Origin of the sequence: Aquiluna sp. Uisw_065 (assembly GCF_047731275.1) — a bacterium.
GTDB lineage: Bacteria > Actinomycetota > Actinomycetes > Actinomycetales > Microbacteriaceae > Aquiluna.
In genome coordinates this window covers 895622-916292 of the sequence record NZ_CP159836.1, presented here as the reverse complement: position 1 = coordinate 916292, position 20671 = coordinate 895622, and the positions used below count along the sequence as shown (strand labels likewise).

Here is a 20671-nt window from a genome sequence, read left to right as displayed (position 1 = left end):
ATGCCCCTTGACGAGCTGTCACAAACGCTCGGCATCGAGATTGATCCCGAGCTACTCACGCTTGCTCTGACTCACTCCTCTTACGCATACGAAAACGGTTCCAAGGACAACGAGCGTCTTGAATTCCTTGGCGACTCAGTGCTTGGCTTTTTGGTTGCAACTTTTGTTTACCAAACTCATTCCGACCTTCAAGAGGGCGAGCTCACGAAGCTGAAAAATGCCGTCGTTTCAGCCAACGCCCTGGCAACGGCCGCCAATCGCATGAACCTTGGTGCTCACATCTACCTTGGCAAAGGCGAAGAGCAGACCGATGGCAGACAGAAAACTAATATTCTTGCCGATACTTTTGAAGCGGTCCTTGGCGCCGCATATCTTTCAAAAGGACTCGAGGGCGCGAGTCAAATTGTCCAAAAATTTATCCTGCCGCTTTTGGATGACCCGGACGCAGTCCGAGAGGCGAGTGACCCGAAGACTTCGTTGATTGAGAAACTTCAGCGGCTATCAAGAGAAACGGCTTCCTACGAAATAACCGCTACCGGACCTGAGCATGAGCGGGTTTATCGCGCGGAGTGTTTTTCGGCGGGCAAGTTGCTTGCAATCGGCGAGGGCAGAACTAAGCGCAACGCTGAAACTGAGGCTGCTATTCAAGCCCTCAGGTCGCTTCAAGGCTCCTAATGCCCGAACTTCCCGAGGTAGAGACAGTTCGTGCTGGGCTTGCCTCCAAGATAATCGGCTCTCGAGTAGTTGACATTTCAATAAGCGACGCGAGGTCCTTGAAGCGTCATGTCTTGGGTCCGAAGCACTTTGTGGATGAACTTTTAGGGCAAAGCTTTCTGGCAGTTGTTCGACGGGGAAAGTTTCTGTGGCTACCCCTGTCAGATTCTCGGGCACTTGTTGGTCACTTAGGCATGAGTGGCCAAATGCTCTTGCGCGACAAAGGTCATGACCCCGATCCCCAGACCAGGGTGGTCATATCTGTTGAGTCCCAGTCGGGTCAACTACTAGAGGTCAGATTCGTCGATCAAAGAATTTTTGGTTCGTTGGCGATTGAGGATTTGGTTCCCACTTCAGATCGGGCGCCCGGAGGCTTCAGCCCCGAGAGCCCGGTGAGCAGCAGCATCCCAAGTGTGGTGGCTCACATTGCTAGAGACCTGCTCGATGCGAATTTCAACATCGACAGCGTCGCAACCAAAATGCAAGCTCGAGCCTCCGGTATCAAGCGCGTGCTACTTGACCAGAATTTGCTGAGCGGAATTGGAAACATTTACGCCGACGAATCACTCTGGCTTGCACGGCTTCATTATGACCAACCTGCCAACAGCATCACTAGGGAGAAGTTGACCGAGCTGATTGTGATCGCAACCGGTGTCCTTGAGCGCGCAGTTATCCAAGGCGGGACTTCTTTTGATGAACAGTACAAAAACGTAAACGGTGAAAGTGGCTACTTTTCTCAGTCTCTAAACGCTTACGGTCAAGCTGGAAAACCATGCCCTAGATGCGGGACGGAAATAAAGCGAATCGCTTGGGCAAACAGGGGAAGTCATTTCTGCTCAACCTGTCAGAGGTTGGCTACCTAGCCGTTGAGTTACTTCGCCACTGCTTAGCAGAGATCCTTGGCCACATTGCCACCGCAAATGCCAGCACCGCAGCACCGTAGGACCAGATAAATCCGGCTTGGTTAGCCGGAATCATTTTGTCTTGCCCGAAGCTTTGGCTGAATAAAAAAAGTGACCCCAGGATCGCTATGGCGAAAAAAAGATTTGGACTTCTGAAGCCCGACGCGATTCTAATTTGCAGGGCAACTAGCAGCACAAGGCTGAGACTTAGGACTGACCCAATTGGGAGCTGATCGAATAGCGAGCTTTGATGCAGAATCGTGCCGAAAACTGCGACTGCTACCGCTTTCAGGACTGCCGAAAGGCTTTTGCCGATAGCTCTTTTTTTGGTTAGCACATCTTGAGCCTATGACCTAAGTGCGCGCCGTAGTCTGTCCCACACCTGCCTTTGACACGCTCATCTAATCAAACTGGCAGAAAATCGCTAAACTTTTGGCTCGGATAGGCTTTATCTGGAAGCGAAAGGGGTGTTTGAGCTTGTATCTAAAAAGCATCACCCTTAAGGGCTTTAAATCTTTCGCCCAGGCAACCACGATTGTGTTGGAACCCGGGATCACTTGCGTAGTTGGACCGAATGGATCCGGTAAGTCCAATATTGTTGACGCTCTAGCTTGGGTGATGGGCGAACAGGGTGCAAAGATCCTTCGTGGCGGCAAGATGGAAGATGTGATTTTCGCCGGAACCTCAACCAAAGCTCCCCTTGGTCGGGCAGAAGTGTCTCTCACCATCGACAACTCGGACGGGGCTCTGCCGATTGAGTATGCCGAGGTCACGATTTCAAGAGTCCTGTTTCGAAACGGGGCCTCCGAATATTCGATCAACCAGCAACCCTGTCGTTTATTGGATGTCCAAGAACTGCTCAGCGACACTGGTCTCGGTCGTGAGATGCATGTCATCGTTGGACAGGGGCAGCTCGACACCGTGCTTAGAGCCACACCACTTGAGCGACGCGCTTTTATAGAGGAAGCCGCGGGAATTCTAAAGTTTCGTCGTCGCAAAGAAAAGACAGAGCGCAAGCTGGAAGCAATGCAGTCAAACCTGACTAGATTGCACGACCTGATCGCGGAAATTAGGCGAAATCTAAAACCGCTTGGACGACAAGCGGAGGTAGCAAGAAGCGCCCAGGAGATAGCCGCCGTGGCACGCCACGCCAAGTCCCAGCTTCTTAGCGCCCAAGTTCGTAACTCAAAAGAACAGCTAGAAGTGGCCTCAAAGTCCGAAAATGAACGCAAGGCCGAATCCTCTTTTGCTCAAGCGCAACTAGCGAGTGCCAGAAACGCGATCGCTCAAATTGAATCGGAATTGAGTTCGGACCAATTAGACCAAGCCAAGTCAAAGCTATTTCGGTTCGAGACCATCGAGCAAAAGCTTAGAAACCTAAAAAACCTCGCCGATCAGCGGGTAAATCTCTTGGTGGACAATCAGCCCGAATCTGCCGGTTTGGAAATTGAGTCATTAGAAACGGAGCTTTCATCGGCGACTGATTCGCTAAAAACCATCGAACTTAAGATACAGGCCAGTGCCTCGCAGCTTGCTGAGCTAGAGCAGGCCAGACAGCTTGCTGCAGAAGCAATGAATTTATTTGACGCAGAGTCAATCCGTCAGCGAAGCCAGCAGGAGTCTCAGACCCGCGAAAGAAATCAGGCGACCGGGGAGGTTTCCCTCCAAGAGGCAAGAATTGAAGCTATTTCTCAAGCCCGCCTCAAGCTTCAGGACAGCACCTCCCAAGCAGAGTCTCGTGTGACTGAGCTATCCAAGCAGCAGTCGGATATGACAACCGGAGGCTTATCGACCTCTGATGATGCGCTTCGAAAGGGTTACGAATTAGCCCAGTTGGCCGAGGCCAACGCTCGGAAGTTAGTTGACGAATCTCGCCAGCAGTTACATTTTGCCGAACGAGAGCGTGATGCTCTGGCCGCGAGGCATGCTGCACTTGGCCTAACCCTCGATCAATCAGACGGCGGCGGAGAAGCAATTAGAGCAAAGCTTCAGGGCATCAAAGGGTTGCTGGCAAAGAGCGTCAGCGTTGAAAAGGGGTTTGAGAAGGCAATCGCCGTTGCGCTAGGAGCCCTTTCGGACGCGATAGTTGTCGATAGCAGAGGTCAGGCTATCGATGCCATCAGGTTCCTCAAGGCTCAAGATCTTGGTCGCGCAGAGTTTCTTGTCACAAGCTCTGACGCCGAAACCGGCAAGCTTGCTGAAAGAGCGGGGCTTGTAAATGCCAGCACACTAGTAAGCGCACCAACGTCGGTTCTGGCACTTCTCGAACATTTTTACGTTGCACCAAATCTTGATGCTGCGGAAAAAGCCCTGGAAGAAGATCCTGAAATAACCGTCATCACCAGAGACGGCGACTTAGTTTCCCAATATACGGTTCGAGGCGGCGGAACAAAGCTTGCATCCAAGCTAGAACTCAGTGCTGAAAGGGATTTCGCGGCTAAGGGTTTAGCTAAATTTGAGTCTGAAATTCAGGCTCTTTCAAAAAAACTCAGCGATGCCGAGGCCGGCTCGGAGGTTGCGACCGCGGCCGTGAAAAGGAGTCTGTCAGAGCTGCAAGAACACGACGCACTCCTGGCAGCAAGTGCTGAGCGCGCTGGAAGGCTGATAGCGCAACTGGATTCTGGCCGCGCTGAGATCGCAAGGTTTGAGGCGGAAATTGAACTGCAGGACCAGCTGGCCAAGACTGCGAACCACGAGCTTGAGGTCTTGGCCAAAAAAGTTGCAGACCTCCCTGAACAGTCTTCAGTCGAAGTTTCCATAGAGGCGCGCTTGGAGCTTTCGAAGAATCTTGACTCGTCAAGGCAGCAAGAGTTGGAGGCCAGGATTGAGGCCGGCACTCTTGCCGAGCGAAGCAGCGCATCTTCCGGGCAGTTGGCGGTTTTGAAGGGTCGATTGGCTGAGGCCGTTTCTGCCAAGCTTGCCGCTAATGACGCCAGCTTGGCTCGAGAGAACCAGCTGAATAGCGCTAAAGACGTTCTTTTGAAATTACCTCAAGTAATGACGCTGACCCAGGCTCTTTCTTCGAAGCTGCGGGTTGAACTTCTGGACCTAGAGGCCAAGCGGTCGCAACGCAGTGAGCGCCTAGCGCAGCTGAGGTCTCAAGCGATTGAACTGGAGGCTAGATTTACCAGCCTGAACTCCTCCGTTCACGAAGTCGAGATGCAAAATTACGAGCTTCGCCTAACGTTGCAAAACCTAAAGGATCGCGTCGAGTCTGAGCTGTCGATCAGCATCGAGGAGCTACTAGAGGAAAACACGGACGATGACCAGCCGATTGAAGAACTGCAGAGGCTGCTTAGACAGGCTGAAGCCAAATTGGCACAACTGGGCGCTTTCAACCCACTTGCGCTTGAAGAATTTTCAGCACTTGAAGAACGCCACAAGTATCTGAGCGATCAGTTGGCCGACTTAACCGCCGCTAGGGCCGATCTAACCTCGATTATTGGCGACCTTGACGGCAAGATGCAGCATATTTTTTCTAGTGCGTTCGAGGACACAAAAAAGGAATTCGAAAAAGTGTTTCCACTTCTGTTCCCAGGAGGAACTGGTTCACTGAGCCTCACTGAGCCGGATAACTTACTGGTCACGGGACTTGAGGTTTCGGTCAAGCCTGCCGGCAAAAGAATTGAGCGAATGTCTCTTCTTTCCGGCGGCGAGCGCTCTTTAGCTGCTGTCGCGTTACTCATTTCAATCTTCAAGGCGAGACCAAGCCCATTTTATGTTTTAGACGAGGTTGAGGCCGCGCTAGACGATTCAAACTTGGGTCGTTTATTGAGCGTCATAAAGTCACTTCGAGATAGCTCGCAGTTGATTGTCGTTACTCACCAGAAGCGCACAATGGAAATCGCAGATGCGCTCTACGGAGTCTCGATGCGTCAAGACGGAATCACGCAGGTTGTTGGTCAGAGAGTAGAGCTGGCAGGCTAATGTTCAAATTTCTAAAGCGACTTCGCGGCAAAGACGTGGATGCCTCATCTCCAGTGGAAGAAAATCAACCGGCGGCTGTCATTGAAGTTTTACCCGGGTCGGATTTACCCTCGTACGCTCCCGCACCGTCGGAAACAGAAACCGAATCTGGAACTGAGGCCACCGTTGCCCAGTCGGGGACGAGGACCGACGAAAAAGAGATTGCAAAACCGGATCTTGTCTCCGTGGAACTTCCTAAGCGCTCGCTGGGAACTGGAATCAGGTCACTGTTTAGTGGCGCAATGGACATCGATGAGCTCGAAGATATTCTCATTTTGGCTGACTTTGGCGTTGAGACAGCAGAGGAGATAGCCGCTGAACTCAGAGGTGAGGCAAACAGGCAAGGCGTGGCAACTGACCCTGAATTGCGGTTACTGCTTAAAGACTTGCTAGCAAAAAGGCTTAGCCGAAATGATTCGGCACTCAACCTAGATGACGGCACTCTGCCCTATGTGATTTTGGTAGTGGGTGTGAACGGCGCCGGAAAGACCACAACCATCGGGAAGCTTGCAAGGTGGCTCAAGGATGGAGAGTGGGAGGTTGTTCTAGGGGCAGCTGACACCTATCGAGCAGCCGCGGTCGACCAATTGGAAACTTGGGCGAAGCGAGCCGATTCTCCAATTGTCAAGCCGGTCAAAGAGGGCGCGGACCCTGCCTCGGTTGCCTATCAAACCGTGGAAATGGCAATAAGGACTCAGGCTGACATCGCAATCATTGACACCGCAGGTAGGTTGCAAAATAAAAAAGACCTGATGGACGAATTGGGAAAGATAAGAAGAGCAGTCGAGAAACAAGCAAAGATCTCAGAGGTTCTCCTTGTAATCGACGCAACTAACGGTCAAAATGCCATGAGCCAGGCTAGGGCGTTTGCCGAGGTTGCCGAGGTCACCGGCATCGTTATGACCAAGCTGGATGGAACTGCTAAAGGTGGAATCCTCTATTCATTGCAAAAAGAATTGAATTTGCCAATTAAGCTCGTTGGTGTTGGCGAACAAATCAATGATTTTGCGTTTTTCTCACCCGAAGAATTCGCCAAAGGTCTAGTCGCTAAGAAATAGGAGTTTCATTGTTCGGCAATCTTTCTGATCGATTATCAGACACGTTTAAGAACCTTCGTAGCAAGGGCAGGCTTTCGGCTAGTGACATCGATGCCACGCTGAGGGATATCCGCAGAGCGCTGCTAGAGGCCGACGTAGCCCTTGAGGTCGTAAAGAGCTTTATAGCGGCCATCCGCGAACGCGCACTCGGCGACGAGGTCTCAAAGGCCCTGAACCCGGCTCAGCAGGTAGTTCAGATTGTCAATGATGAACTGACCAAAATTCTCGGAAGAGAAAATAAGAGAATTCAATTTGCCAAGTCCCCTCCAACCGTGATCATGCTGGCCGGTTTGCAGGGATCTGGAAAAACCACGTTGGCAGGCAAGCTTGCCAAGTGGCTAAAAGAGCAAAACCAAACCCCGATTTTGGTCGCGGCTGATTTGCAGCGACCAAATGCGGTCACCCAGTTGCAGATATTGGGCGAGAAGGTTGGCGTACCGGTGTTTGCGCCGGAGTCTGGAAACGGTGTAGGTGACCCTATAACAGTTGCCAAAGATGCCATCGCCCATGCCAAGAAGGCTCAATTTTCGGTTGTTATTGTCGACACTGCTGGTCGCCTAGGTATCGACGAGGAAATGATGCAGCAGGCCATCGGCATCCGAGATGCCGTGAGTCCAGATGAAATTTTGTTTGTTGTCGACTCGATGCTTGGTCAGGACGCGGTTAATGTTGCGAAGGCATTCAAGGATGGCGTTGGAGTAACCGGCGTGGTCCTAACCAAACTCGATGGCGACTCCAGAGGGGGTGCGGCGCTTTCGGTTGCAAACATAACTGGAGCACCGATTCTGTTTAGTTCCACGGGTGAGGACCTCGATTCATTCGAGCCCTTTTATCCGGAGCGGATGGCAAGCCGAATCCTCGACATGGGTGACGTAGTCAGCCTCATTGAGCAGGCGCAAAAGACTTTTGACGAGGAAGAGTCAAAAAAGCTCGCCGACAAGATAGCTAATGACGAATTTACGCTCCAGGATTTTCTAGAGCAAATGCAGCAACTCAGAAAAATGGGCAACATGAAAAGCCTTTTGGGCATGCTTCCGGGCGCGGGGAAGATGAAGCAGCAGCTGGAGGACTTCGATGAATCTGAAATCGCTAGGACCGAAGCGATCATTTTCTCAATGACCCCCTTGGAGCGAAATGGCCCCAAGGTGCTAAATGGATCCCGGCGAATGCGGATAGCAAAAGGTTCTGGCACGTCTGTCACAGAGGTAAATCAACTCGTGAATAGGTTTGAGCAGGCCGCCAAGGTTATGAAGACTATGTCAAAGGGCGGAATGCCCAATATTCCCGGCACTAATCCGGTCACAATGGGCGGAGCTGTTGGCGGAGGCTACATCGGCGGCAAAAAAAGCACAACGAAAAAGAAGGGCTCTAAGAGTGGAAATCCAGCTAAGAGAGCGGCAGAAAATCAAGGTTTGGGCTTCTCTCAACCCCAAGAATCAAAACCCGGCAGTGCTTTTGGTCTCCGAAACTAGCGAAACTTCGTGTTTTCTGGCAGACTTTGACAGTTCGAGCGTCTCGACCCTCTAACGAGACGTATTCGAAAAACCTTAGAGAAACATCAGAGTGTGTCCCCACGCTCACGGTGAAAACTCATCCCAGAAACTCACAGGAGAATTGTGGCCGTAAAGATCAGACTTCAGCGCATTGGTAAAAAGCGCAGCCCTCACTACCGCATTGTGGTAGCCGACTCTCGAACTCACCGTAACGGTCGAGTAATTGAAGAGATTGGGCGTTATGTACCAACTAATCACCCATCCATTATTGAGGTTCAGTCAGAGCGAGCTCAGTACTGGCTTTCAGTTGGCGCTCAGCCAACTGAGCAGGCTGCTGTTCTTCTAAAGCTCAGTGGTGACATGGCCAACGAAAACGGCGAGTTCAAAAACACCATCAAGCCTCAGGTTGCCAAGACTCCGTTCGTGCCAGACGCAAAGAAGAAGTCAGTTCTTCTTCCAAAGGTCGAGAAGAAAGCGACGGTTGAAGACATTCCAGCTGCCAAGGAGGCAAAAGCTCCCGCTGCAGAGGCGCCATCTGAGACCCCATCAGCCGAAACTCCAGTAGCTGAAGCTCCAGTAGCCGAAGCTCCAGCCGTCGAGGCAGAGACTCCAACAGAAGCTCCAGCAGAGGCTGTAGCCGAAGCTGAAGCTCCAGTAGCCGAAGCTCCAGCCGTCGAGGCAGAGACTCCAGTAGAAGCTCCAGCCGAGGCAGTAGCCGAAGAGGCTGCTGTGGCAGAGTCAGTAGAAGTTGTAGCCGAAGAAGTTTCTGTTGAGGCTCCAGTAGCCGAAGCCGAAGAGCCAAAGGCCGAATAATCATGTTGCAGGCGACCCTCCAGTTCCTAGTTCGTTCAATTGTCAGTAACCCTGACGACGCCACCGTGGCAACGCGGAAGGTTGGACCGAACGACCTACTGGAGGTGCGCGTGCACCCCGACGACCTAGGTCGAGTAATCGGAAAAAATGGCAGGACTGCAACAGCTCTCAGAACAGTCGTGAATGCTCTTGCGGACGGCAAGCGAGTGCGAGTAGACGTGGTGGACACCGATTTCTAGTTCCACTGAGCTCCGAGTGGGGCGATTGCTCAAAGCTCACGGTCTCAAGGGAGCTATAAAGCTCGAAATTTACACCGACAGTCCTGAGCAGCGTTTCACACCGGGCGCAGAAATAAAACTTCAGGTACCCGAAGAGTCGTCTTGGTTTGGCAAAACAATCATTGTCAAAGAACTTCGCATGTACAACAGTTCTCCCGTGTTATTCATCGAGGGCATCGAAAGCCGCGAGGATGCCGAGGGTCTTATTCGGGCCATTCTTCTTATTGATCAGCCCCTCGATGAGCTCCCTCAAGAACCCGAGGCGTGGTTTGATCATCAGCTGACGGGGCTAAAGGTGTTTCGAGACTCCATAGAGGTCGGTTTTATTGACCGGGTTGAGCACAAGCCAGCACAGGATTTGCTCGCCATTACAACGGAGAATGGTGAGGTTCTGCTGCCGTTTCTAAAGATTTTTGTTCCAAAGGTTGATGTTGATTCCGGTATCGTGGAAATTACTCCACCCGGAGGGCTTTTCGAACAGTTGGAGTCCCCAGCTAATGAAGATTGACGCGATAAGCATTTTCCCGGAGTTCTTTGACGTCCTGGGGTTGTCGCTGTTGGGTAAGGCCCAAGATCAGAAGATCATAGGCTTCGAAGCACACGACCTACGCAAATGGACTAGCGATAGGCACCGAACAGTCGATGACTCTCCATACGGGGGTGGGGCCGGAATGGTAATGAAGCCCGAGCCTTGGGGCGATGCTTTTGATGAAATCATTCCAAAAGACCGAAGGCCAACCCTTATTTTTACAACGCCAGCCGGCATCCCCTTCACCCAGAAGCTTGCCGCTGAGCTCGCCGCCAAATCGCACCTGGTTTTTGCTTGCGGCCGATATGAGGGCATTGATCAGCGAGTTGTGGAACATGCCAGCGGGCAAGCAGAAGTTTTGGAAGTTTCTATTGGTGACTATGTTCTGAACGGCGGAGAGGTCGCCGCGATCGCGATGATCGAGGCAATTTGCCGCCTGATTCCTGGAGTGATAGGAAACGCGGAATCATTGAGCGAAGAATCCCATAATTCAGGGCTTCTTGAGTACCCCAGTTACACGAAGCCGGCAAGCTGGCGCGGACTTGAGGTGCCGGAGATATTACTTTCCGGACATCACGCCGAGATTGAGAAATGGCGTAAAGATCAATCACTTAGTCGTACCAAGGTAAATAGGCCTGATTTGCTAGCTGAATAGTTGCCAATAGTCTTTTGCTGTGAGAGACTTCTAGCTGTTCCAATAGACTCTGCCGCAGGGGAGTCGGAACAAACAAATTATTAGAAACTAGCCATTTTGACCTGCGTGCAAGAGGAAAGAATAAAAATGAACATTCTTGATGACTTAGATGCCAAGAGCCTAAGGCACGACATTCCAGACTTCCGAGCCGGTGACACTGTCAAGGTTCACGTAAACATCGTTGAGGGTAGTCGCAGCCGTGTTCAGCTTTTCCAGGGAATTGTAATCGGTCGCTCCGGCGACGGAATTCGAGAGACCTTCACAGTTCGTAAAGTTTCTTTCCAGGTTGGCGTAGAGCGCACCTGGCCTGTACACACCCCAGTTCTTGAGAAGATTGAGCTCGTCTCGCGCGGAGACGTTCGACGAGCAAAGCTTTATTACTTGCGTAAGCTTCGCGGCAAGGCCGCAAAGGTTCGCGAGAAGCGCGACAACGTCAAGTAGAACACTCCCTAATGTCGTTCGACGGGGGATTGCGACCCCGGAGGCCTGGTGCTATGAACGGTTTCAGGCGTAGGTCTCGCCGTTTACGTAAAAATCCAGTATTAGCTTTCCTAGTCGACTTTGTCGTAATCGTGGGGGTTGCTTTACTGCTTTCAGTTCTTATTAAAGCTTTTCTCATAAGGTCATTTTTCATACCCTCTGGCTCAATGTTGGACACTCTTCAAATAAATGACCGAATAATCGTGAACGTGCTGGTTCCAGAAGTGCTGCCTGTTCAACGCGGTGATGTCGTGGTTTTCCAGGATCCTGGAGGCTGGCTTTCCGTGGCTAATTCGATTGAGAAGCCGGCCATTGAAGAGCTTGGGGACTTTGTTCTCGGAACCTTTGGTGTAACGGCTCCTGATTCAGCAGAGCACTTAGTCAAGCGCGTGATAGGTGTTGGCGGAGACGTCATCTCTTGCTGCGATGCTGACGGCAGGCTGCTACTCAACGGCGTTGCTATCGATGAATCATACATTCGTGATGGGGCAAACCCCTCTGACATCGAATTCTCCATTACCGTCCCCGAGGGGTACCTATGGGTGATGGGCGATAACCGAGGAAATTCAACCGACTCTCGGTTTCATCAGGACCTTCCTTCAAAAGGGTTTGTTTCGCTCGATGTAGTGGTGGGTCGGGCAATGCTGGTTAGTTGGCCGGTAGCAAACTGGAGTTACCTAGATAACTACTCGAGTACATTCGATGTCTTACCCAAGCCTTGATTTAGAGCGTGAGCTCCTACAGAGTCATCGGCTCGTCATAGGTGTTGATGAGGTCGGTCGTGGAGCTCTCGCAGGACCAGTCGCCGTAGGCGCCTTTGGCCTCAATGCAGACGGTCTCCACTCAATGCCAACTGATCTACGCGACTCAAAATTGGTAACGGAGAAAAAGCGTGCTCCGTTAGCCCTGCAGGTTGCAAGCTGGGGGCAGCCAAGCGTCGGATTTTCCGATGTTGGAGTGATTGAGTCGAAGGGAATCAACTTTGCTCTTCAGGAGGCCGCTCTGAATGCCCTAGAAAACTTCGACCTAACCGGAGCGATTGTTTTGCTCGATGGTAGCCACAATTGGTTAGGGGATATCGGCATTGAAGTGCGGGTGATGATAAAGGCTGACCGGGATTGCGGGTCAGTTTCAGGCGGTGCAATTAGTGCCAAGGTTGAGCGCGATTCTTTGATGGCGAAACTTGGTCAGGAGTTCCCGGCATACGGTTGGGAGGGTAATAAAGGATATTCTTCACCTTCTCACCTAGCGGCACTGCGGAAAATTGGCCCGAGCTCTCATCACCGTCTCAGTTGGCTAACGAAGATCCTGGCCGATGACAACAGCTTGTTTTGAGGGTTAGGATTTAGGCATATGGATGAGAACGAATTTGAGGATTACGACAGGGAAGCTGAGCTAGCTCTCTATCGCGAGTATCGAGACGTAGTGAAAATGTTCCGCTACGTGGTTGAGACTGAGCGCAGATTTTATCTTGCCAATGACGTCGAGCTAAAAAGAGTAGACACCGCAACGGATTTCTACTTTGAGCTTGCAATGAACGATGTTTGGGTCTGGGACATTTATCGCAGCGATCGATTCGTAAAGCAGGTAAAAGTCATGACATTTAAGGATGTCAATGTTGAGGAAATCGGTAGTCAAGAATTTGAGCTACCGGAAGAATTGGCAGTGGGCGATCAGCCCTAGTTATCAACAGCTTGGGAATGCTCCTTAGAGCCTAGGTCCTTTAGATGTGACACTTCTTGCAAAAGGAGGGTCCGTGCATCTAAGTCAACATGAATTAGATTTGATTTCCTGGTGCGCGCTGTCTGAACCCGGCGATGCTTTGACCAATTTGATCTGGAACGCATTTGGACCGGAAGCCCTAGAAAGCATCAAAAAGCAGGATTTCGAGACCTGGCGGAATTTTATTTCCGAGAGCTTCCCCGAGTACTTGAGTGAACTCAGGTCCATGGAAGAGCGAGTTTGTCTTCGACTGCCGAGAGCCAATGCCTATCAACTCGTTGAGCGCGGAATCCGATGGAACGCTAGACCGGTTGCGGTCGCATCCCTACCAAGCGTCGAGGGTAGGCTGTCCGATCTTGGAGTCCACGCACCACTTTTGATATGGGTAGCAGGCGATCGGGTCGCGTTAGAGCAAGATTTTGCAGGGATTGTTGGTACTAGAAAGCCTTCAGTAAAGGGAGCATCAAACGCCAGAGGGCTCGTCGCAAGCTTGCGAATGCCCATAGTTTCAGGCGGTGCTGTTGGAATTGACCGAGCGGCTCATGAAGCAGCTCTTGAATTTGGACTGCCAACGGTCGCGATCATGGCCGGCGGCCTAGACAAGGCCTACCCCATGGAGAACTGGGAAATGTTCCACCAAATAGTGCGCTCTGGGGGAGTGCTTATGAGCGAAATGCCTCCCGGAGCAGCTCCCAGCAGGTTTAGGTTTTTGCAGCGCAACCGGCTAATAGCGGCGATGTGCAAGGAACTTTTCGTAGTCGAAGCTGCCCATAGGTCTGGATCCAGGAACACTGCTAATCACGCTAGGGCTCTCGGGCGAGAGGTTTATGCCTTGGCGGGTTCCTGGGCTAGCGAGCAAAGTCAAGGCTGCAACACGATGATTCAAGAGGGGGTAGCTAAGCAGTATGTTCTTGATGACCCAATCCAGATCGAGCCGTCTTGGACCGAAAAGCGAGTTCAAGATGCCCTTCGTGCGGGTGCAAAAACTCCCAGTGAAATAGCCATAGAGTCCGGTGTCGGTCTCAAACAAGTGAAATCCATCGTGCTGCTCGGCGGGAAAACTTGTAACTAAACGCCGATCGCCAACGTCTAGGAACCATTCGAAAAAAGCTTGACCGCAACGACCATTTTGAGATTCTGCGTTTACTCTGGAGACATGCGGAATCTAAACCACGACTTAGTTCAGTTTCTAGAGCAGCTAAAGGCGCGCGGGGTTTCTGCAAACACTCAAAAGGCTTACAACTCTGACATCAACGATTTGCTAACTTTTCTGTCGGATACAAAGCAACTGTTAGACGTTGAGGCTATCAGGAGCTGGCTTTATCGAATTTCCGAGGCTGGTGGTTCTAAGGCAACGCTGGCGCGAAAAACCTCGGCGATTAAAAGTTTCACTGCTTGGAGAGCTGATTCAGGCTTCGCTGATCAAGATCCTGCATTGAGGCTTCGGTCTCCAAAGCTTGACCGGCCACTACCTAAGGTCGCGTCGGAAATCTCATTGGCGGAGGTGTTTGATCGAATGCTGTTTCAGGCGACCGCAGACAACCCAGTCGGCCTCATGAACCACTGTGCCGTCGAACTTCTTTATGCAACTGGCATGAGGGTAAGTGAGCTAGCCGGGCTGGACCTATCGGACCTAGACCACGAGCGACAGCTCTTGAGAGTCACCGGTAAGGGTAATAAGCAGCGAATGCTGCCATTTGGTCTGAGGGCGAAGGACGCAATCGATCGTTGGGTCAGGCTTGGAAGACCAGTTTTTGAAATACCGACCTCATCAAGCGCTCTGCTCTTGAGTTCACGCGGCGGAAGGGTTGGGGTTCGCCAGCTATATGACGTTGTTGCAAGTCAATTGGCGACCACCACCCTCGGTTCCGCAGGCCCGCACACTCTGCGGCATTCAGCGGCGACACATCTTTTAGATCACGGCGCCGACTTGAGAGCCGTGCAGGAGATACTTGGGCACGCTTCCTTGACTACCACTCAGATTTACACACATGTTTCAGTTGAACGTTTGCGTTCTTCCTTTGAACAGGCGCATCCTCGCGCATAGCGCGGAGCGAGTGCAGCTCACCTTAGACAAGGCTCGCTCTTTTCTAACAATCTCAAAGTATCTGCCGCCGCGACTTCGAGGGGGCGGATAATGGTAGCTATGAGCATGAGTACCGGGTCAAAACAAATCTCGACCTGGATACCCGGGGTTGCAGTCGCAGGCGCTGCAGCGTTGTTAGCCTGGGGTCTCCACTCGATGGTGCCCTCGATTCCGCTACTGACTGCTGCTGTCGCTCTGGGCATTCTGGTCGGCCAGCTTCCATTCGCGCGTCCCGTGCTGATTGGTATTCTCGGTCCCGGACTGAGTTTCACTGCCAAAAAATTCATGCGCCTGGGTATCGTGCTATTGGGTCTCAAGCTAAGCCTGGTCGACATTGCTCAACTCGGCTGGGTATCGATTGCCTCCGTAATCGGTGTGCTCTCAATCACTTTCGCCGCAACAATTTGGCTGGGTCGGCTCTTCAAGCTGCCGGGGGATCAGCCTTTGCTCATCGCGACCGGATTCTCCATTTGTGGAGTATCTGCAATCGGAGCAATGAGCCAGATCGTAAAGTCGAAAGACGAGGACACTGCCATCCCGGTTGCCCTTGTCACGCTTTTTGGAACTCTGGCTATCGGCGTGTTACCTATTCTCTGGCATCCGCTAGGTTTCAGCGCTATTCAATTTGGGCACTGGGTCGGCGCGAGCGTGCACGACGTGGGTCAGGTAGTCGCCACTGCCCAGATCGCTGGGCCAACGGCACTTGCATTTGCCCTGATCATAAAGCTAACTCGGGTACTGGCCCTAGCTCCCATGGTGGCCGCAACCTCCTTGGCCTTGAGACTTCGGGAGGGAGTTTCAGTAGCCGGTTGCAAGCGTCCACCAATAATGCCCCTCTTTGTCGCCGGATTTATTGGAGCCATGATGGTGCGTACGTTTTTGCCAATTCCCGTTGCGCTCACTGATGTTGCCGACATCGTTCAGACGGTTCTCTTGGCGATGGCACTTTTTGCGCTGGGCGCGGCTGTTCAGCTTGTCCCGCTTTTGCGCACCGGTTGGCGCGCCCTGCTGGTCGCGCTAATGTCTTGGACTCTAATCGCGACCCTCGCCTGGGTCGCTGTGCAAATCGGTTGAGCGTCCTGCTAGTGGCACACCCGCACCTCTCGAGCCGGACCGTGCTTTCTGATCGGCAGGAGACTGACGGCATTTGGAAGTTGTTACTTATGAGTTGCTGCTTCCCATGTCACGCTTGGTGGATTGAGGTTAGGACTTGAGAACGCTGGGTGGAAGACTGCCCAGAAAAAGCTCCGGGTTTAGGTAGCCACGATTACCCCTCACTGAAAAGTGGACGCAGCTCTCACAGTGCGGTTTATAGGCTTCACTGATCGAGCAAAACTGGCCGAGTTTCGCACCCCTTTAACGAAATCTCCAGGCAGCAATGAGGAGCAAATTTGCTCAAAGCTGAGCAGATACCCACTAGCGGTTGCGATCGTGACGATGTTCCGATCTACCACCGGCCCTGAAAACGTTATGAGACCAGAGGCCGGTGCCAAGATTTTTTGATCATTCCCGAGGACAAAGTCCAGGCCCCGATGTCCTGGGCCATAAAGAGATACGGGAGCTAAAAATTGGTGTTCGACTTGAAAAAAAGGAACGGGCTTTGCCCAGATTTCCGGAGGACGAAACTCTTGACTAACAACGCTCACTAGGACCCAAAAAATTGCTAAGAATCTAAACATGACTAGAGACTGTCGAAAGGACAGATGCTCGGTGAGGAATGCCTAATTGCACTGGAAAAACAGGCCCTTTGGTTGGTATGCTAATAAGACTCTCGACACCTAGGTGTTGAGTGAATTCGCGTGTTCCAATCATTTTGATAACTCGGTCCTAGAAATAGGTGCTGTCAAATGGAATGCCAGGGATTAGGCCAACCGGCCGAATCATGAAACTGAGTGGATACTTCGGTGTCCAAAAAGGAGGGCCAATTGGCCACGATCACAATGCGTCAACTATTGGACGCGGGAGTTCACTTCGGTCACCAGACCAAGCGATGGAACCCCAAAATGAAGCCGTTCATTCTCACGGACCGTTCCGGCATTTACATCATCGACCTGCAGCAGTCGGTAAAGCACATTGACGACGCCTACAACTTCGTTCGCGATTTAGTTGCTAATGGTGGATCAGTTATGTTTGTCGGAACCAAGAAGCAGGCTCAGGGAGTCATTTCTGCCGAGGCCATTCGCGTTGGACAGCCTTACATCAACCAGCGTTGGTTGGGCGGACTTCTCACAAACTTCAACACCGTAAACAAGCGAATTCAGCGTCTAAAAGAGCTTGACACCATGGATTTTGAAGACGCCAGCAAGTCGTCATTCACCAAAAAAGAACTACTAATTTTCCGTCGTGAGCGCGACAAGCTAGAGAAGTCACTCGGTGGAATTCGTAACATGGCGAAGACACCAAGCGCACTATGGGTGGTTGACACAATCAAGGAGCACCTTGCAATCACAGAGGCCAAGAAGCTTGGCATTCCTGTAATCGCAATTCTTGACAGCAACTGCGACCCAGACGATGTAACCATCGGAATTCCAGGTAACGACGATGCCATCCGCTCAATCGAGATTTTGACCAAGGTGATTGCTGACGCAGCGGCTGACGGCATGATCGCTCGTCACTCAAAGGACGAAGACCAAGCAGAGCCTCTAGCTGAGTGGGAACGCGAATTGCTGGAGCAAGGTAAGTCAGAAGCGACGGACGTTGTGGTCGAAGCTCCAGCGACTGACGCTGCGAATGTTGAAGCCGAGAAGCCAGCTGCCGCTGAGACTGAAGAGGCACCAGCTGCCGCTAAGACTGAGGAGGCACCAGCTGCAGCTGAGGAGCCAACTCCAGCCGTAGAGGCCGAGACAGACAAGAAGGACGCGTAACATGGCGAACTACACAGCTTCAGACGTAAAGGCGCTTCGAGAAAATCGGGCGCCGGAATGATGGATTGTAAGGGCGCCCTTGATGAAGCCGATGGGGACATCGAAAAGGCTTTTGAAGTTCTAAGACTCAAGGGTCTAAAGGGAGTTTCGAAGCGCGAAGGCAGAACAACTTCAAACGGTTTGGTAGTTTCTCGAATTGCCAATGGATCCGCAGTGATGATCGAGCTTGCTTGCGAGACCGACTTTGTTGCCAAGGCGGAGAATTTCGTCACACTTGCCGATCAGGTTGCAGATGCAATCTCTGCTTCTGGCGCAACCTCGATTGAGTCCGCTCTGGAGGCGCCGCTGGGTGACAGCACGGTTTCCGCGTCGATTACCGACAAGGCAGCAATCATGGGCGAAAAAGTAGAACTCAGAAAGGTTGAGGTCATCTCAGCCCCTGGGTTAGATGCTTATATGCATCGCACGAGTCGCGATCTTCCGCCACAGGTTGGGGTTGTACTTGGGTTCGAGGGTACCGATGCAGAAACTGCTCATGACATTGCAGTTCACATTGCAGCCTTTAGCCCGACTTACCTTTCACGCGAAGACGTTCCTGCTGAGGTTGTCGCCAAGGAACGCGAAATTGCCGAGGAGACCGCTCGCAACGAGGGCAAGCCTGAGGCAGCTTTGGCAAAGGTAGTCGAAGGACGAGTCACGGGCTTTTTCAAGGAGACTTGTCTGCTTGACCAGCCCTTTGCGAAGGACAATAAGCAGAGTGTCGCTCAGGTGGCTAAGGCTGCCGGATTGACCGTAACTGGGTTCTTAAGGTTGCGCGTCGGCGTCTAGTTTAAGAATTGGTTAACGGGCTCGGTCAATGACCGGGCCCGTTTCTTGTTTGCGCCCTAGTATTGGAAAGGAAAAACGTCGTAATACCTGAAGGGCTAATTGGAGATGAAGAAAAGAAGAGTTCTTCTGAAGCTTTCCGGGGAAGCCTTCGGAGGCGGTGGCCTCGGGATTAATCCAGACGTTGTTGCCGCAGTGTCCAAAAAAATCGCAGACGCCGCCAAAGAAGTAGAAATTGCAATCGTCGTTGGAGGCGGAAACTTCTTTAGGGGTGCTGAGCTTTCAAACCGCGGAATGGATCGCGGTCGTGCTGACTACATGGGTATGCTTGGGACCGTTATGAATGCGTTAGCGCTTCAAGACTTTATAGAGCAGGCCGGTGCTGATGTCCGTGTTCAGACAGCGATTTCTATGGCCCAGGTAGCAGAGCCATACTTACCATTGCGCGCAATCAGGCACTTGGAAAAGGGTCGAATAGTTATTTTCGGCGCCGGCGCGGGTTTGCCTTATTTCTCCACTGACACCGTTGCCGCACAGCGTGCGCTTGAGATTTCTGCGGACGAGGTACTTGTGGCTAAGAATGGAGTCGATGGCGTTTACTCGTCCGACCCACACAAGGATCCAGAGGCAAAGAAGCTTACGGAGATCAGTTACCAAGATGCTTTGGTTCAAGGCTTGAAGGTTGTTGACTCAACGGCATTCTCACTCTGCATGGACAATCAGATGCCAATGCGAGTGTTTGGAATGGATGACATTTCGGCTGCGCTCTTAGGGAGCGAAGTCGGCACCAGGGTTCGAACATAGGCAAATAGGAGTAGATGAAATGATCGCAGAAATTTTGGCAGAGGCAACAAACAAGATGGACAAGGCTTTGGAGTCGACCAAAGACGATTTTGCGTCGGTCAGAACCGGCAGAGCTAACCCAGGGATGTTTCAAAAGGTGATGGTCGATTATTACGGAACGCCAACTCCATTGACGCAGCTTTGCGGAATCCAAAACCCAGAGGCCCGCTCTCTAATTATCAATCCCTACGATAGAACCGCTTTGCCGGCCATCGAGAGGGCGCTAATGGCGATGCCTAATCTTGGGGCGCAGCCCAATAATGATGGCGAAATTATTAGAATCAACCTCCCGGAGCTCACCGAAGAGCGACGGAAAGAATACGTTAAGTTGACTCGTGACAAAGCAGAGCACGGTCGAGTTTCCGTTCGAGGAATAAGAAGAATTGCGAAGGAAGCACTCGAGGCAGTGAAGAAGGACGGTGGAGCCGGTGAGGACGAGGTTGACCGCGCTGAAAAAGAGCTCGAAGCGCTCACCAAGGCCCACACTGACAAGATTGATGACGCATTAAAGAACAAGGAAGCAGAACTGCTAGAGGTCTAAATGGAATCAGGTAAAACTAGAACCTTGAGGCCACGGCTCGTGGTCGGGTTCAGCCTTGGCGCCATTCTCCTTCTTTCGCTGCTCCATCCTCTGGCTTTCACGGTGCTGGTGGCGGTTGCCTCCGGGTTTGCGGCTGCCGAATTGAGCGTTGCGATGCGATCAGCCGGTTGGCACGTTCCGAGGCTGGTTGCGCTTTTGGGTCCTGGGATAGTTATCAGCACATATTTTCTCGGCGCAGAGGGTCAGTGGCTTGGGTTGCTTATTTCGATTTTTCTTTTGGTTGTTTGGCGAATAGCTACCTTGGTTTACTCCTCCAACAAGCAATCTTTCAAGCAGACCCTCCGAGATTTTGGGGGTACGGCCTTTGTTCTGGTCTACGTGCCTTTGCTTTTGAGTTTTTCAATCCAACTTGTCTTAGAGCCGGCTGGCGTTCAGTGGGTCCTGGGCCTAGTGCTTACGGTTGCAATAATCGACACCTTCGGGTACCTAATTGGAATGTTTTTTGGAAAGACGAAACTTTCTCCTGAGATAAGCCCAAAGAAAACCTGGGAGGGTCTTGTTGCTTCAATAGTCGGGGCTTTTGTGGGCGGCCAAGTGCTTGTGTTGCTAACTCCGGCGTCATTTTTATTTGGTTTGGTCTTTGGAGCGGCAATATTATTGAGTTCCGTTTTGGGTGATCTTTCCGAGTCGCTACTAAAACGCGACTTGAATGTGAAAGACATGGGTAACGTGCTGCCTGGACATGGGGGAGTGCTGGACCGCATTGATTCCATCATCCCATCAGCCTTTGTGGCATACCTCATGAGTCAGTTAGTGTTCTAATC

20 protein-coding genes and 2 pseudogenes are annotated in these 20671 nt (G+C 51.8%); 21 read left to right on the top strand and 1 reads right to left on the bottom strand.

Features of this window, described 5'->3' with window-relative positions; translation table 11 throughout:
- Together rnc and mutM are read left to right on the top strand one after the other, a co-directional pair.
- Positions 1–675 (top strand): ribonuclease III, encoded by a 675-nt coding sequence (gene rnc / locus ABXT50_RS04570; protein WP_415273712.1) that lies wholly within the window; start codon positions 1–3, stop codon positions 673–675.
- A complete protein-coding gene (mutM, locus tag ABXT50_RS04565) occupies positions 675–1577 on the top strand; it encodes a bifunctional DNA-formamidopyrimidine glycosylase/DNA-(apurinic or apyrimidinic site) lyase (protein ID WP_415273711.1) in 903 nt (300 codons plus the stop codon). Before rnc ends, mutM begins: the two co-directional genes overlap by 1 nt.
- Here mutM and ABXT50_RS04560 read toward each other — a convergent pair.
- Positions 1570–1953, bottom strand: coding sequence for a hypothetical protein (locus tag ABXT50_RS04560; protein WP_415273710.1), 384 nt, complete (start codon positions 1951–1953; stop codon positions 1570–1572). The genes mutM and ABXT50_RS04560 overlap by 8 nt on opposite strands.
- A gap of 140 nt (positions 1954–2093) precedes the next feature.
- On the opposite strand from ABXT50_RS04560, the gene smc reads away from it, so the two are divergent.
- The 19 genes and pseudogenes from smc (at position 2094) to ABXT50_RS04465 (ending at position 20669) form a co-directional block, all read left to right on the top strand.
- Complete coding sequence (gene smc, locus ABXT50_RS04555) at positions 2094–5543, top strand: chromosome segregation protein SMC (RefSeq protein ID WP_415274810.1); 3450 nt, start codon at positions 2094–2096, stop codon at positions 5541–5543.
- Positions 5543–6640, top strand: a complete 1098-nt coding sequence (gene ftsY / locus ABXT50_RS04550) for a signal recognition particle-docking protein FtsY (RefSeq protein ID WP_415273709.1) — start codon at positions 5543–5545, stop codon at positions 6638–6640. The genes smc and ftsY overlap by 1 nt, the downstream gene beginning before the upstream one ends.
- Before the next feature lie 8 nt (positions 6641–6648).
- Positions 6649–8151 carry a signal recognition particle protein gene (gene ffh, locus ABXT50_RS04545; RefSeq protein ID WP_415273708.1) on the top strand — a complete coding sequence of 501 codons (1503 nt, stop codon included), beginning with the start codon at positions 6649–6651 and terminating at the stop codon, positions 8149–8151.
- A 144-nt stretch (positions 8152–8295) separates the two neighbouring features.
- A pseudogene (gene rpsP / locus ABXT50_RS04540) lies at positions 8296–8712 on the top strand (30S ribosomal protein S16); the annotation flags it as partial.
- Between the two features lie 275 nt (positions 8713–8987).
- Positions 8988–9224: a KH domain-containing protein gene (locus tag ABXT50_RS04535; RefSeq protein WP_415273707.1), complete on the top strand. Its 237-nt coding sequence runs from the start codon at positions 8988–8990 to the stop codon at positions 9222–9224.
- A gap of 16 nt (positions 9225–9240) precedes the next feature.
- Positions 9241–9771 carry a ribosome maturation factor RimM gene (gene rimM / locus ABXT50_RS04530; RefSeq protein WP_415273706.1) on the top strand — a complete coding sequence of 177 codons (531 nt, stop codon included), beginning with the start codon at positions 9241–9243 and terminating at the stop codon, positions 9769–9771.
- On the top strand, positions 9761–10447 hold the full coding sequence (gene trmD / locus ABXT50_RS04525; protein WP_415273705.1) for a tRNA (guanosine(37)-N1)-methyltransferase TrmD: 687 nt from the start codon (positions 9761–9763) through the stop codon (positions 10445–10447). The genes rimM and trmD overlap by 11 nt, the downstream gene beginning before the upstream one ends.
- 126 nt (positions 10448–10573) lie before the next feature.
- A complete protein-coding gene (gene rplS, locus ABXT50_RS04520) occupies positions 10574–10927 on the top strand; it encodes a 50S ribosomal protein L19 (RefSeq protein ID WP_040325274.1) in 354 nt (117 codons plus the stop codon).
- 53 nt (positions 10928–10980) lie between these two features.
- Positions 10981–11688 (top strand): signal peptidase I, encoded by a 708-nt coding sequence (gene lepB / locus ABXT50_RS04515; protein WP_415273704.1) that lies wholly within the window; start codon positions 10981–10983, stop codon positions 11686–11688.
- A complete protein-coding gene (locus ABXT50_RS04510; protein WP_415273703.1) occupies positions 11669–12301 on the top strand; it encodes a ribonuclease HII in 633 nt (210 codons plus the stop codon). Before lepB ends, ABXT50_RS04510 begins: the two co-directional genes overlap by 20 nt.
- Positions 12302–12319: 18 nt before the next feature.
- Complete coding sequence (locus ABXT50_RS04505; RefSeq protein WP_415273702.1) at positions 12320–12649, top strand: DUF2469 family protein; 330 nt, start codon at positions 12320–12322, stop codon at positions 12647–12649.
- Between the two features lie 73 nt (positions 12650–12722).
- Positions 12723–13760, top strand: coding sequence for a DNA-processing protein DprA (dprA, locus tag ABXT50_RS04500; RefSeq protein WP_415273701.1), 1038 nt, complete (start codon positions 12723–12725; stop codon positions 13758–13760).
- Positions 13761–13844: 84 nt separating this feature from the next.
- Positions 13845–14735: a tyrosine recombinase XerC gene (locus ABXT50_RS04495; RefSeq protein WP_415273700.1), complete on the top strand. Its 891-nt coding sequence runs from the start codon at positions 13845–13847 to the stop codon at positions 14733–14735.
- Positions 14736–14834: 99 nt separating this feature from the next.
- Entirely contained in the window at positions 14835–15848 is a 1014-nt protein-coding gene (locus ABXT50_RS04490) for a YeiH family protein (RefSeq protein ID WP_415273699.1), read from the top strand.
- A gap of 851 nt (positions 15849–16699) precedes the next feature.
- Positions 16700–17638, top strand: a complete 939-nt coding sequence (gene rpsB, locus ABXT50_RS04485) for a 30S ribosomal protein S2 (protein WP_415273698.1) — start codon at positions 16700–16702, stop codon at positions 17636–17638.
- A 1-nt stretch (position 17639) separates the two neighbouring features.
- A pseudogene (gene tsf / locus ABXT50_RS04480) lies at positions 17640–18466 on the top strand (translation elongation factor Ts).
- Positions 18467–18571: 105 nt separating this feature from the next.
- A complete protein-coding gene (gene pyrH, locus ABXT50_RS04475; RefSeq protein WP_415274809.1) occupies positions 18572–19267 on the top strand; it encodes a UMP kinase in 696 nt (231 codons plus the stop codon).
- A gap of 19 nt (positions 19268–19286) precedes the next feature.
- Complete coding sequence (gene frr / locus ABXT50_RS04470; protein WP_415273697.1) at positions 19287–19847, top strand: ribosome recycling factor; 561 nt, start codon at positions 19287–19289, stop codon at positions 19845–19847.
- Positions 19848–20669, top strand: coding sequence for a phosphatidate cytidylyltransferase (locus tag ABXT50_RS04465; protein ID WP_415273696.1), 822 nt, complete (start codon positions 19848–19850; stop codon positions 20667–20669). It begins immediately after the preceding gene.
- Positions 20670–20671: the final 2 nt, after the last annotated feature.